Source organism: Myxococcus stipitatus DSM 14675, from assembly GCF_000331735.1.
GTDB lineage: Bacteria > Myxococcota > Myxococcia > Myxococcales > Myxococcaceae > Myxococcus > Myxococcus stipitatus.
Window position 1 is genome coordinate 1,896,302 of record NC_020126.1, and the last position, 13,922, is coordinate 1,910,223.

At 64.3% G+C, this 13,922-nt stretch carries 7 protein-coding genes and 1 pseudogene; 2 read left to right on the top strand and 6 right to left on the bottom strand.

Annotated features, from left to right (window positions below; genetic code table 11):
* Positions 1–73: 73 nt before the first annotated feature.
* The 6 genes and pseudogenes from MYSTI_RS45620 to MYSTI_RS07590 all read right to left on the bottom strand — a co-directional run bounded on the left by MYSTI_RS45620 (position 74) and on the right by MYSTI_RS07590 (position 10,208).
* Positions 74–667, bottom strand: a complete 594-nt coding sequence (locus MYSTI_RS45620; RefSeq protein WP_420811517.1) for a bacteriocin fulvocin C-related protein — start codon at positions 665–667, stop codon at positions 74–76.
* 947 nt (positions 668–1,614) lie between these two features.
* A complete protein-coding gene (locus MYSTI_RS07575; RefSeq protein ID WP_044279287.1) occupies positions 1,615–2,031 on the bottom strand; it encodes a hypothetical protein in 417 nt (138 codons plus the stop codon).
* Between the two features lie 429 nt (positions 2,032–2,460).
* Positions 2,461–6,618, bottom strand: coding sequence for a sigma 54-interacting transcriptional regulator (locus MYSTI_RS40505; protein ID WP_233278199.1), 4,158 nt, complete (start codon positions 6,616–6,618; stop codon positions 2,461–2,463).
* 126 nt (positions 6,619–6,744) lie between these two features.
* Positions 6,745–7,101 (bottom strand): annotated as a pseudogene (locus MYSTI_RS45625) (FHA domain-containing protein); the annotation flags it as partial.
* Between the two features lie 734 nt (positions 7,102–7,835).
* Positions 7,836–8,882 carry a hypothetical protein gene (locus MYSTI_RS07585; RefSeq protein ID WP_144370014.1) on the bottom strand — a complete coding sequence of 349 codons (1,047 nt, stop codon included), beginning with the start codon at positions 8,880–8,882 and terminating at the stop codon, positions 7,836–7,838.
* A gap of 339 nt (positions 8,883–9,221) precedes the next feature.
* Positions 9,222–10,208 (bottom strand): hypothetical protein, encoded by a 987-nt coding sequence (locus tag MYSTI_RS07590; protein WP_015347128.1) that lies wholly within the window; start codon positions 10,206–10,208, stop codon positions 9,222–9,224.
* A gap of 1,156 nt (positions 10,209–11,364) precedes the next feature.
* Between MYSTI_RS07590 and istA the strand changes: the two genes are divergently transcribed.
* Together istA and istB are read left to right on the top strand one after the other, a co-directional pair.
* Complete coding sequence (gene istA / locus MYSTI_RS07600) at positions 11,365–12,957, top strand: IS21 family transposase (RefSeq protein WP_233278200.1); 1,593 nt, start codon at positions 11,365–11,367, stop codon at positions 12,955–12,957.
* Positions 12,958–13,006: 49 nt separating this feature from the next.
* Positions 13,007–13,789: an IS21-like element helper ATPase IstB gene (gene istB / locus MYSTI_RS07605; RefSeq protein ID WP_015347131.1), complete on the top strand. Its 783-nt coding sequence runs from the start codon at positions 13,007–13,009 to the stop codon at positions 13,787–13,789.
* Positions 13,790–13,922: the final 133 nt, after the last annotated feature.

A 13,922-nucleotide genomic window follows, 5' to 3' on the forward strand; every position in this document is an offset into this window, starting at 1 on the left:
TGCGCCTGAGGAGTTCTCGTCCTGCTCATTCGCCTTGGATTAGGCCTTCAGTCGAATGGTCGAATAGGGGGGCTCATTCGCAGAAGCCGTTACATTGATAGCGCCCCATGTAGCCACACCCAGGAAGGACCATGCACGATGCTGCCCTGCATTTGAGCTTCCCACAGAATGCGCTTCTAGGATTGCATTCACAGGTGCCTACCGGAGACCCTTGGGCATGCAGTGACTCCGGCGGACCAAGGGTGGCCACGATGAGACGAGCCTCTTCTGGACCGAAGGCCGCCTTTACGGCAGCCTCTAGTCGTAGAAGTTCGGGAGTGATGTCTGATGAGAATAGCTGGGGATTGATGGATGCGATGACAAGCTCGAGCACTTCGCGCTGCTTTGCGCCGACTGAAGGATGGCTCGCGATGTACTGGCGAACGTGCTCCCTCCAGAGGTCGGCCTTCTGCTTAGAGGGCAGTGCCTCCACGATGGCCCGGCGGTACGCCATTGGATAGCGACTCACCTCTTCCAGTGTGGTTGGTAGTCTGTCTTCATTTTCTTTGATCCATGCCTGGACCCTTGCATGTGCCTCAGCACAATCGTCGCCTGCGAGCACCCGCGTAGGGAATCCTAGCGCGAAGGTTCCGGCAAGTACGGCAATCGCAAGTGACGCCATTTTCATTCTTTTCAAGGACAAGTCTCCTGTTCCTGTGTGGGCTAGTTCACATCAGTTGGCATCCAACACCGCGGTGATGAGGTCGCGATCCTCGCGCTTCGAGCGCGGGCCGGTCCTGGAGCTCAAGACAGCTCAATGCGGCTCCACTTGGCATCGCGCAGCTCATGTCGGCGCATGGGCCTGCGCTGAACATCCAGGCTCCCTGCCAGCAACCTCGCTCGACAGGGAGTTGGCCGAACTGCTCATCCGGCCTATGGATTTGTTTCCTGGGGACGAGATCGGGGACAACCCTAGAAAGCTCCGAAGAGGCATCCCCCGCATGCGTACTTCGAGCAGCTGCGCCATTGTCCATTGGCTTGGTAGGAACCGTTGTCGCAGATGAGTACGACGCCAAGGCACATGGTCTTGGTTTGGAGGGCGGGACACGTTGGCATGTCGTTTCGACAGAGGGTCTTGTGGCCCGACCAGCAGTACCCGCCATCGCCTACCTTGCTCTGCGTGATTTCGGTCTCTCCCGGCAGGCATCCGCCGTCGCAGAATGGCGCGGTTCCTCGCCAGGTGTCTGCATGCGATGCACTCGCAGAGAGCAATCCGACTATGAATAGGGTCAAGCTCAGTCCATGATTGTTTCGGCGCACTATGGTTCTCCGTTTCACATAGGGGTAGACGGCGGGATCAAAGAGTCGGGTTGAGAGTGGGCTGTGTTTTTTTGTGGGGCAGTTGGGAGATTGGTGCTTGTGCCTCTCTTCTTGAAGGACAGGCGCGTCTCGAAGCCACCAACACGCGCCATGCGCTCGATGCCACTCGCGTCGTTGCTGAATCCAGCGAGCGACGGTTCGCCATATGGCGAACCTCGTCGACAAAATTCAGGCCGAGTTGAAGCGAAGTCCCGTTGTCACGCATCGCCTCACTGTCATGAACTCAGGGGGTAACAGAGGCGACCCTATTCCACCTCAGTCGGTGACAGCCTTGTAGATACCGTAGCCCACACAAATGACGCTTGCGATCCGCACCGCCGCGATGATGGCGAGTGCAACCGGAACAAGGTTCATGTTTGCATTCGCAGAGGCGTCGAGCGCCTGGCGAAGCTCGCGAGCAATCTCCGCCGCGGCATCCTCCAGATTCGCCTTCGTGGGCTCCGCCTTCGAAGGCGGCACCGGAATGCCAGCCCCCAGTGCGTATCCCAGCAGCAGCGTCGCCATGGAGAGGGCCTCCGTTTGGGCGTCCTCCCAGTCCTTGGAGCCGGGCTCGCGGAGCCTGGGGGAAAGGCGCTCGAAGCGCTGAGCCAGATCGCCAAGGAATCCGAGCGGTGCCTGAAGTTGCCCACCATCAGTTGGCACAACCCCCTTCGGCCCGACCACCAAACCCATTCCGGGCATCCAGGTTAGCGGGGGCAGACCGACGGGCCAGCAGCCAATGGGCGGAGGATAGGGGATGGGAGGGAAGTCGATGAACGGCGGAAACCGAGGGGGAAATGGAAGAAACGAGTACATGCAGACATCTCCGTTGGACGACGAGGAGCACTTTGTTTCGTCGCACCACAGAGCAACCGACGTGCCACTGGGATTGGCGTGCCGTCCTTCAGTGAGGACATCCCCAGGAGTCCCTCCCTTGTGAGCAGGAACTGCACAGGAGAGCAAAGGTTGCTCTGCCAGAAGCCCTCCGCGAAGCAGGAAGGCCGTGCGTGGCGACCATGATTGCTTCAGAAGGAGGCCGAAAACGCCAGAGGCACCCTCGACTGCACCACGGAACCGGTCCACGGAGTGGTTCAGGGCAAGGCTGGGCGGAACGTCCCTCGCTCAGGGAGCGGCTTGTCGCGGCATCAACTGCCGCAACCGCTCGCGTGCCGTCATCACCTCGGGCAGGGTGAGATCCGCTTGACCCCAGTACCCGAGGAAGGCCTCGTACTCGCGCCGCGAAGACTCCTGTTGGCCCATCGCTCGCAATAGCTCCGCACGATGAAAGCGAACCAGGACTGAGTGCACCGGAGAAGGGCTCGAATGCGGGTCCAAGGAGAACAGCCGGATGGGCTGTACCCTCGAGAACGTGGTCATCGCGAGCTCGGGAACGCCAGCCCGAGCCGCGCATTGCCCGAATCGCAGGAGGGAGACGGTGAAGTCTTCGTTGGGTGCCGAGCCCTCGCGGATGACTGCCTGACATGGCACACGCGAGTCCTCCGCCAGGGCCCGGAGAATGTGTTTGCGAGCGGTCTCTCGGACAGGCCCAGGCGTAAGCTGCGCGAGCAGCGAGTCGAGGTCACAGCAACTCTCGGTGCTTGGCTGGGCCAGTATCGCTTCCGCTCGCAGCACCGCCGCGCTCCCCTGGTCATCGACCTGTGCGTACATATCCGCGAGTTCGTTGGAGAGCCGCGAGAACTCCACCTTGGAGCGAAGCCCCGCCACGTGCCTTCGGATCTCGAAGGCCTGAGGAACCTCCCCCGGAGGCAGGCCCTCTTTCAGTGCCATCACGAGGGCCTCCTCCGCGCTGGAGAACTGCCCTTCGAGAATGGCGAGCACTCCTCGACGCAGATGTCCTTGCGCGCGCTCGGTGGGGGATTCGCTCTCCATCATACGCAGTGCCACCCAACGAGCGTCCCTGAGCTGACCAGCGCTGATGAGAACGTCACACAGTAGGGACCGGCGATGAGGTGTCTCGCCAAAGAAGAGGAGCAGGTCCCGCGCCAGGTGCACCGCCAGCTCGAGGTGACCCACCTCCGCCCTCCAGCTCACTTGCGCCGCAGTGGCTTGTTCGCTCGACGGAGCTCTCTCGAGCCAACGCTCGAGGACCTCCTGGACCTCCGCGTGACGACCCGTCTTCCGCAGTAAGGCCGCCACATCGGCGCCGAACTGAAGCTCGGGATTGGCCTCGTGGAGCCTGTGCATGACGGCCAGCGCCTCATCGAGGCGCTGAAGCCAGAGCAGCGAATCCGCGAGCAGCCACGACGCAAAGACATCGTCAGGGGCGCGTCGGACGAGCGACTCCAGTGTGGAGACGGCAAGTTCCCGCTCCCCAGCTTGAATCTGCATCAGCGCCCGCAGGATGTCCTGCCCTTCAGCGTCCCGCTGGCTGTCCACCACCCGCATGGCATGCGCGAGGGCCTGTTTGGCCTCCGGGGTCGTCATGCCCTCATGTGCGATGAGGAGGGCATGAGCATGAGCCCAGCCTGGGTCCGAACGAAGCAACTCCCCCAGGTCCCTGGCGAGCAGCTGCCGGTCGGAAACTACCGTCCGGAACTCGCGCTGCACAATGCTCAGATATGACTGAGCTGCATGGGCATTCGCAGCCCCAGCCTCAGGCGCGGCGGCGGACTTGCGTGGCGGCGACGCTCCGTTATCGGGGGCTCTCTCCAGGTGGGGCTGGATGTCACGCCGGACTAGGTCCCAGACTTCGACAACCGACCGTCCTTCTCTTGTGAACGAACCGGTGGGTAGGCCCCATCGTGGACGAAGCCCTGCCTGCAGTCGCACCCCGGTGGAGGTCCTCGTGAGCTCCACTTGGAGCAGGACATTTGCCTGTCCGGGATCCGTGACCACCTGTGTTCGTGCTGCCCCGAGGTCACGGATGGTGTCGCTCGCGAGCTGTGCTGTCGCCTTCTCCAGCCATGAGTCGTTGCGCGGAGTCTCTTCGGGTCCGCGTTCATCGACGAGGACCACGACGGAACGCGTCCCCCTGGGCAGATGACGCAGCTCGTGGAGGAGCCCCACCAGGACGAACACGCTCGCAGCGCCCCAAATGGCCCACGCCTTTCTCCAGGCGGGCCGCGCCTCTGCCTGTCCTTTCAGCGCCACCGCCAGCGCACTTGCTGACGGGAAACGTGACTTGGGCTCGGCATCCAGGCACCGGTGAAAGACCCATTCAAGGTCCGCCTTCACTCGGGCACGAGGCCGCTCGACGGATATCGGCGTGGCACCTGGCCGATGTCCCCTCGAGGCTTCGAATAGGACGACGCCAAGGGCATAGATGTCAGACGAGAAGGTCGCGGGTTCCCCTCGGAGCTGTTCCGGGGCCATGTAGGCGGGAGTCCCCGGCGCCTGCTCCTGGGTGATTGATGCCGAGTGCCCCTCTCCCCGAGCCACTCCGAAGTCCATCAGCACGGCGCGAAGGCCTTGTGCCCCTCGAACGAGCACCACGTTGCTGCTCTTCACGTCCCTGTGGACGATGCCCGCCCGGTGACACGCGGAGAGCCCCTCCGCCACCTCTGCACCGATGGAAGCAACGTCGACGAGAGGAAGGTGTCCCTCGCGAGCTAGTCGCGCCGCCAGGGTCTCGCCGTCGAGCAGCTCCATCGTGATGAAGAGGAGTGGTGAGTCACTAGAGCCCACCACATGCTGCCCTAGGTCGAATACGCGGCAGACGTTCGGATGGGCCACGCTCCTGGCCAACTCGACCTCTCGAACGAACCGAGTCATCCACTCCGGATCGGACGCACGGCCGCGCTGCAGCACCTTCATGGCAACGTGCGTCCCGGACAGGACGAGGTCTCGTGCTTCGTAGACTTCGCCAACGCCACCTGCCCCCAAGAATCGAACGATGCGGTACCGGTCGGCAACCAGCTCCCCCGTCGCGAAAACCCGTTGCGACGCGCCGTCCTCGCGGCGCGCGTCGTTCGTGGGCATGCGCCCTGCCTGACTCTTGGTGGAGGCCAGAGGGTCCTGAGCCATGTGTCCGTGTCCCTCAGGTGGTCGTCTTTCGGCGCCCTTCAGCTTCGAAACAAGCGTACGCCGAGGCATGCCAAGGAGCTCGGCGGCTCGAGTCTGGACTCCCCCAGTCGCAGCGAGTGCCTCGTCGATTCGACGGAACTCCAGCTCCTCAAGCTCCTCCTCAAGGATGCGAAAGCGCGGAGAGGCCCGTTCCGAGGGCCTCGAATGCTCCTGTCGCGGAGCAACCCAGCCCGGCAGGTGGGACGGCTCCAGCACGGAAGCATCCACGGCCAGCGCGGCGGCCACCTCCATGGCGCTCTTCAGCTCTCGGACGTTGCCGGGCCAGTCGAACGTTTCGAGTAGCCGCATCGCCGCGGGGGAGATGGGGATGTGCGAGCGGCCCTGCCGAGCCAGGGTCGAAGCGAGGAATGCCTGAGCCAGCACCGGGACATCTCTCGGACGGTCGCGAAGTGGCGGGAGGACGACCGTGGCGGCGCGGAGCCGATAGAAGAGGTCCTCGCGGAATCGCCCCTGCTTGACCTCCTGAGGTAGATCGCGATGGGTGGCTGCGACGAGCCTCACGTCGACGCGGCGCTCTTGGGTTCCACCGACACGCCGGATGCGGCGCTCTTCGAGAGCGCGCAGAAGCTTGGGCTGGGCTTGTGGAGAGAGCTCTCCAATCTCGTCGAGGAACAACGTGCCCCCAGCGGCCTGCTCGAAGAGCCCCTTCCGCTCGGACACTCCGGTGACAGCCCCCTTATCCACGCCAAACAGCTCGGACTCGACGAGGCTCTCCGGGATGGCTGCGCAGTTCACTGGAATGAAGGGTCCATTTCGTCTCTCCGACCAGTGGTGGACCGCGAAGGCCGCATTCTCCTTACCAGAGCCAGACTCGCCAAAGACGAGGACAGGGAGGTTCGTTGGAGCAACTCGCCTCAAGAGGTCATAGACCGCGCGGATGGAGGCGTCGCAGTAGAGCACCGTGCGGTCACCCAATCGTTCCTCGAAGGGGGCTGTACTCACGACCTCCCCGGGCGAGGACTTGTGAACAGCCCCCCGGGATTGATTGAGCAGCATCTCGGCATCACTGCCATCCTCGGGGCACGATGCGACCCCCGCGCGTGCGGATGGATCGTGCTCGCGAACCAGGTCGGCGAGCCCCTTCATTGTCATAAGCGCACTCGCCCGAGAGAGCTCCGGCAGCAGAACCCTGAGTTCGCGCTCTCCATCCCAGCCCAGGAGGTCCATGGGGCGCAGCCCTTGGATGATAGAGCGGAGATCCCTTGGCAGGCGCTCAGGAGTGGACAGCTCAATCATTCCTACACTGAAAACCCTTCCGTACTCGAGCGAACGAGCCACTTCCGCCGTCAACCTCTGGCGGAAATGCGTGAGCGACACCGGTCGGACGTCGCTGGCCGAGCGTGGGGGGGCGTGCAGGACGAGCAACGTTCCTGGTAGGGAAACCGCATCTCCCGGGAACAGTCGAGTCGTTCCTTGCACTGGAAGGTCATTCACTCGAGTGCCATTGTGGCTGCCAAGCTCGACCAGGGACACACCGTCCCCTTCAATGACCAGACTCGCGTGTCGGCGACTCACGCCCTCGTCACGAAGCTGGATGGCACAGTCAGGAGCCCTCCCGATGTCCAGCTGACCGGAAGCCGGCAACTGCACGACGAAGCAGGAGTGGTCTTCAATGACCATCACGTAGGCATTCGCGGGGGGCACGCTCCCCTCAGGCGACATGGTGCGAGTCTGCTCTTTAGAGGCGGCGGTCATCATCACCGAGCATGCCCCGGGCATGCCCGAAGGGGAAAGACGGCTTCGGTAATCCGTTTTCGCGACGCTTTTCGAGGCCCATCGTCAGCTATCGAACACTCCTCCATTCTCTTCCTTCACGCATGAGGTCTCCGATGTGCCTTACCCCTCGACCCGCGGAGGAAAGCGAAATCCGACGGCCGTTCGCTCACGCCATCGCGTTATTGAGGCAGGCAATCACTCCATGCCAAATCAGGATGTAATCGCACGCAGTCCGACCAGCGAAGCGCTCACTGACAAAATAAGACAAACGACGCAGCGCCGCAAAAGCCCTTGCTGGAGACGACCTTCAAGAAGCGTGGGGCATGGCGCCGTGAGAGTCCGGAGAAGCGCGGGATTGGAGGGCCGCGCGGAGGCGCTCGAGGTGCCGAAAACTAGCGGCAGGGATGCCTTGGGCCACGCTGGGCTGTAGCAGTGGACCAGATGAGCGACCTGGGGGAAGGCCAGGCCGCCGGCTAAATGGAGTCGCTACCTCTCCGCGACAGGCCGAAACAGGAGGCGCCCGTGTCACGAAACCGTCCACCCAGAGACCCGGGTGCACGAGCTTCGAGAGCGAGATTGCCGCTATGGCGGGGAGAAATTCTGGCTCTGTCGAAGGTGCGACAGGGGGTAGGGGGCAGGGGAGCCGCGAAGTGCGTTGCCCCCTAGCGCTGAGTGCCCAGTGGCGTGACGCGAGCCGCTCCGACGCGCGCGAGTGCGGGGCATGGCGTCCTGTTCTCCTACCGCCGTCCTGCGGGAGGACTGAGCACGCCCTGGATGAGCTGAACGGCCGCTCGGAGGTCCACGGAAACACTCCAGAATGCACTGGTCCGCCACCTTCGCGCGGTGGGCAGGTCCTCTTCGGGCCCGTCGAAAACCGAGCCCTCTGTGAGGCCTGACTGCGGGTCAATGACCGTGACTCGCCCCACATGGACTCCGCCAGTAATGAGGACTCCGTCGAAGAGGTCCAGGCTGATGCCTGCAAGTGCATTGTCCAATGGGTCGTTTACTACGAGGCCCACGCTGGGGTTGAAGTGCCGGAAGAGGGAGAGCGCCTCAAGGCTTCGGCCTCGCTCGAACAAATCCGAGAGCAGCGCCGGCTCCTTTTCCATGTCGCGACGCCCCCAGATGAAGGGCGTCAGAAGCACGGCGTAGAGAAGTCGATGCGAGCCCACCTCGCCGCGGCTAATGAGCGTTCCTCCTGGGGTGGACACGGTCCCAAACATCGGGTCGTTGAGGCCCGTCCATACCGCGCCGAAGGAGAGCATGCCGCGGTAAAGGGGGTGAACGTTGAACTCGATGAGTCCTAGCCGGGTGAATTCTCCATTGGTCTCGCGCCGCGCGATTTCAATCTGCCCCACTCCCGGGTCGAAATCCTGCACTGTCGCCGTGAAGACAACACAATCCGTGACGGATTGCGGCCGCACCTGTTGCCCGCCCAGGAGGCGGAACGCCGTGACGTCCCGAATCGGGGAGATGCGACGGACGGCGAGACTCGAGAAGTTTTCTCGAGTGGTTACGACATTGACGCGGACGGTATCGTTCTCATCTACCTGGGACAGATCGCCAGAGAGGACGGTTCCGTTCTCGGTGCTGACGATTTCCGCGCGGTTCGCCTCGGCCGAATAATCCGCGGCATCTGCCGCTGCCCGTGCCTCGCAAGGAAGGGGGCGATTCCCGCCTCCTCTGTTCTCTCCCCTGTCCTCCGCCGTATCGGCTACGGTGACATCGAAGCTCACAAGCGTCGAGCCCAGTTTCTCTCCCGGAAGGGTATTGATGACGTCCACTTTCGCGGACGCGCCTGGGATCCGCAAATCGGCCGTTAGACGTGTGCTGGTCGGCGAGCCATTCACCGCCCATCCGAGTGCCTGGCGCACCGTAGTGCAATCCGACTGGGCGATGGCGGAGTCACATTCTGCCGTGATGGTATTTCCTGCCCCAGTGCCTAGGGTTACGGAGTTTGCTCCTCCCAATGTTTGGAGCTCCACCTTGAAGGTCGCGGCACCCACCGTGACCTCATTGGGTATGCTCTCCGGCGACGACACTCGCGAAATCATGACAGCCTTGGCCGCTGGTGGAGTTGCGGCCGCAAGAACGAGCAATGCAGTCATTGGAAGCAACACGCTTCACCTCTTGGCAATAGTGCAACCGAGTTTGTAGAGGACCCTCATGGCAGGTGTGCCAAGTGCGAGGTCAACTCCGTCCACAGTCACCCGTCCGACGAGGAAGCCGACAACGAGGCCCTTCCAGTCGAGGATGCCGGCACCGGAATCACCCGGCTGCGTCTCCATGCTCACGGTAAAGCAACCGGTCAATCCCTCTTTTGGAAAGTCTAGGATCAGGTTCTGAATATACCCAGTGGCGAGCGTCGTCATCGCTCCGCGCATTTGGACGAAAGTGCCCAGGTCTGACGGATAGAGTAGGTATCGCGCTCCTCGGGCTTCAGCCGAAGGCAGTACAGCTTGAGGTGCGTCGACTGATACCTTCGCCGCATCAATGTCCGTCATTGTCCCCCGGAGCAGTTGCCCAATGCGAGCCGATGCCCTGTCCACCATTGGGCTAGGGGAGTAGAAGATAGGGGCCTCGGAGTCACCCTCCGAGAATTCGGTCAAGCCGGTGACGTGCATCGCCGTGATTGCCACCAACTTCTGCCTGTCACGCGCGAACGCCCCGAGTGTTGCTAGGCCGTCTGCTGGCCCCACACTGCTACCCGGGCGCAACTGCCTTCGGACGGCACCTACTTCCCGTACATCCACAGCCAGCTTCCGGCCTCCGTACTCAACGTACTTGCGCACTGGCTCGATGCTTTGGCGAGCGAGCTCCCGAGAAGAGAGCTTCCGAGGAACGAGAACTAGGGCGGCGGGGCGGCCTGTGTCCTTGTTCCTTGTGACCTTCGTCCCGAGTCCGAGAGCCAATATGTTCGTGGGCGAGAGTTCCGGCCGGCGCTTGTGGAGAATGCGGTGCATCCACGCAGAGCCCTGCTCAAAAACGACTGCGTTGTCGGAGGGACGGCTCAACCGGGCCAAATCGTCAAGGTCCTCGGCTACGCGCTGCCGCGCGCGTGCAAGCGAGCGGACGATCTGCTCCAGCGTTCGCTTCCTCCGGCCGGCCATGGTGTCCCCCGCCAATGACGCCAGTTGAACACTACCAATTCAAAGACAAGCGATGCAACCGCGAACTCGACACGCCCCTCTTGTAGAGGCAACTGCCACCGGGTGTACTTGTACCCAGGTGCCTGTGAGCAGGTGCGGGGCTGCTTGGTGTAGTTGCCCTGTCAGCTCGGAAACGCTCTGTCCGTGGGCCATCGTCTCCTCCGGAGTCCGGCGCTTCTCATCCGCACTGAATCGTCGACGACGTCCTGCGCGAGCTGGCTGGATGATCTTTACTTCATGTGTCTTCGCGGCCATTCCTAGGCTGGTCCTATGCGTTAGCGAGCTGTCCGTTTGAAATGGGGGCTACGCCACTTGGCGCCGCTGAAATGTACTCGCTAGGTGGGGCAATCCGCCGCGCTGCGGCGGATTGAACCCATGAAAGTGTGATTGGGCAGGGAAATGCGTTGCCGTCCTACTCCAGGAGTGGCTGGAGTTCGATTGCCCATGTCCAACCTCTCCATGGCTATTTCGTCCGTCGCTATCGCCTGCTGCCGCGAGCACACCGACGCGCCAGTCGCAAGACTATGCGCCATGAGTCCCTCACGCATGTCCAGGTGCCCGTTGCGCTCAGCAGGCATTCGCTAGGTCGGTGAGGTGATGACTCCTGTTCGTCCAGTACTGCTTCTCGCATGTGCCGCACTCGCCGCTGGGGGTGTGCATCTGACGTCCTCCGTGGACACGGAGTTGCCCCAATCCCCGAGGGGGGCGCATCTGGCGCGGCCTCCTGAGGTGGAAGACGGTGCTGTTGTGCAGCGCGAGGCGGTTGCCGCGCGTGCGGAGGTGGCGGACGAGCCAGGCGCCCTCTTCGTGCGGGCATGCCAAGCTCTCGAGGAGGGGGCCATCGACAAGGCGGACGCAATCGCAGCTCGGCTTCGAGCCGCGGCCCCTGGGCGTCCAGAGGTTGCAATGCTGGTCACGCTCATTTCGCAGCGCCGCCAGAAGCCAGAGCGCAACTGGGTGGTTGCGTGTCGTAGCTCGGCGTAACAGGTCCTCCGGAGTTCGGCGAACCCGGTCTGGGTGAGTTCGGCCAAACCGGTCCGCGCCGGTTCGGCCAAACCGGTCCACTCGGGACTCTCGCCGACAGGCCACGCTGGCTTCCCTTGGAAAGGGAAGTGGCGTGAGTAACCGGAGAGTGGAGATGGACCGGCTGCAGGAATTGGTGCGGTTGCACCGCCTGGGCACCCCCGCGAGGCAGGTGGCCCGGGTGCTGCGCATGGGCGTGGACGTGGAGCGCAGCTACCGGCGCGTGCTGGAGGCGGCGGGGCTGCTGCGGGGTGACGAGCAGGTGCTGCCCGAGCTCGAGGTGCTCAAGGCCGCGGTGCTGGCCGCGCGACCCTCGGCCCCGCCAGTGCCCCAGCAGACGTCGCGCCTGGAGGCACACCGGGGGCAGGTGGAAGCGTGGGTGGCCAAGGGCCTGCAACCGCAGGCCATCTTCACCCGGCTGCAGATGGAGGCAGGGGTGCCGGCAGGCAGCCTCTCGGCGGTCAAACGCCTGGTGGGCAGCGTGCGTCGGGCCCAGGGCGTAAGTGAAGAGGACGTCGCAATCCCCGTGGAGACGGCCCCTGGCGAAGTGGCGCAGGTGGACTTCGGTGAAGTGGGCCGGCTGTACGATGCGGAGGCGGGGACGCTCCGACGCGCCTGGGTGTTCGTCATGGTGCTCGGCTACAGCCGCCACCTCTTCGCCACGCTGGTGTTCGACCAGCGCGTGGAGACGTGGCTGCGCTGTCACGAGGCCGCATTCGCGTACTTCGGTGGCGTGCCGCATTGCCTGGTGCCCGACAACCTCAAGGCGGCGGTGGTGCGCGCTGCCTTCGGAGTGGACGCAGAGCGGGCCCTGCAGCGCAGCTACCGCGCGCTGGCGCGCCACTACGGCTTCATCGTCGACCCGGCTCCGCCCCGGGCCCCTGAGAAGAAAGGCAAGGTGGAGGCGGGCGTGCGCTACGTGAAGGGCAACTTCTTCGCCGGGAGGGCCGGAGAGGACGCGCGCGAGTGTGAGGCCGCTCTGCAGCGCTGGCTACGCGACGTGGCGTCGGTGCGCGTGCACGGCACGACGGGGCGCCAGCCGCGCCTCCTCTTCCAACAGGCCGAGGTGGCGGCGCTGCGCGCGCTGCCGGCGGCCGCGTGGGTGCCCGAGGTGTGGCACGAGGCCCGCGTACACCGCGACGCCCACGTCATGTACGGCCGACGTCTGTACTCGGTGCCGTGGCGTCTCATCGGTCAGCGCGTCTGGCTGTGCGTCACGGCCCACGACGTGCGCGTGTACGCCCAGGACGAGCGCGTGGCCACCCACCCCCTCCGTGGCGAGGTCCACCGCAGCACCGTGGAGGCCCACCTGCCCGAGGCACGCGCGGCCCTGCGCCACCGCAGCCGCAGCCACTGGGAGACGCGGGCGGCCCGGCTGGGCCCTCACACCGAGGCTTACGTGCGCGCCGTCTTCGACGCGGATGATGTCCTCAGCCAGCTGCGCTGCGTGCAGGCCATGGTGGTGCACCTGGAAGGCTTCCCGCGCGAGCGAGCCGAGGCCGCGTGCCGCCGGGCGCTGCACTTCGGCAACCTGCGCTACCAAGGCCTCAAGGACATCCTGCGCCGCGGCCTGGACTTGCAGCCGTTGCCCCAGGACGGGCACCTGGCCATCGCCACGCCCGCCGCCACCGCTACGCTGCCGGCTCCCCGCTACGCGCGCGACGTGCGCACGCTGCTGCTGCGTTAGCGCTCCCCTCGCTTTCCCCGCAGTCCCCCGCTCAAGGAGTGCCCCCCGAATGAGTGCGTATGACGAACTCGTCCCCGTACTGAAGAAGCTGCGCCTGTCCGGGCTATTGCAGTCCCTCGAGGTGCGCTGCCGCGAGGCGGCCGACGCCAACCTGTCGCTGACGGAATTCCTCTACCGACTGCTGGCCGACGAGGTGGAGCGGCGCGACGGCAAGCAGTTGGACGTGCGCATGCGCCGCGCCGCCTTCGAGCGGCCCAGCACCCTGGAGGACTTCGACTTCTCCTTCAACACCTCCGTCCCGCGCACCAAGGTGCTGGAGCTGGGCACCTGCACCTTTGTCGAGCGGCACGAGAACGTGCTGGTGGTAGGCCCAGCGGGCGTCGGCAAGAGTCACCTCGCCCAGGCGCTGGGCCAGCGTGCCTGTCGTGCCGGCCACGCCGTCCTCTACGTGAGCGCCCACGACATGCTCACACAGTTGCGAGCCTCACGCGCCGACAACAGCTACGAGCGACGCCTCCTACGCTTCACTACTCCAACCCTGCTCATCATCGACGACCTTGGACTGCGACCACTCACGGGCGAGGAGGGCATCGACCTGTACGAGATTGTCCGCCGTCGCTACGAGCGCACGGCCACTTGCATCACCTCCAATCGCGCCATGGAGGAGTGGCCGCCTCTATTTGGTGACGCCCTGCTGGCCAGCGCCGCCATGGTCCGGCTGCTGCACCACGCCCATGTCCTCACCATCGAGGGCGACAGCTACCGCAACCCACCGCCCGCCAAGCGCACCCGCGCACCGCGCTCGGCTCAGGTCGAGACCATCGAACGCTGACACCCAGTGGAGCTCCTGTCGGACCGGTTTGGCCGAACTCGCTCGGACCACTCCACCGCGATTGCTGGGCGCTTCACGTCCGGACCTGATTGGCCGAACCGAACAGCGACCTGATTGGCCGAGCCTTGACACA

Coding starts and splice junctions, on each gene's coding strand:
- MYSTI_RS45620 (WP_420811517.1), bottom strand. CDS start 667: ATGAAAATGGCGTCACTTGCGATTGCCGTACTTGCCGGAACCTTCGCG.
- MYSTI_RS07575 (WP_044279287.1), bottom strand. CDS start 2,031: ATGGGTTTGGTGGTCGGGCCGAAGGGGGTTGTGCCAACTGATGGTGGG.
- MYSTI_RS40505 (WP_233278199.1), bottom strand. CDS start 6,618: ATGATTGAGCTGTCCACTCCTGAGCGCCTGCCAAGGGATCTCCGCTCT.
- MYSTI_RS07590 (WP_015347128.1), bottom strand. CDS start 10,208: ATGGCCGGCCGGAGGAAGCGAACGCTGGAGCAGATCGTCCGCTCGCTT.
- istB (WP_015347131.1), top strand. CDS start 13,007: ATGAGTGCGTATGACGAACTCGTCCCCGTACTGAAGAAGCTGCGCCTG.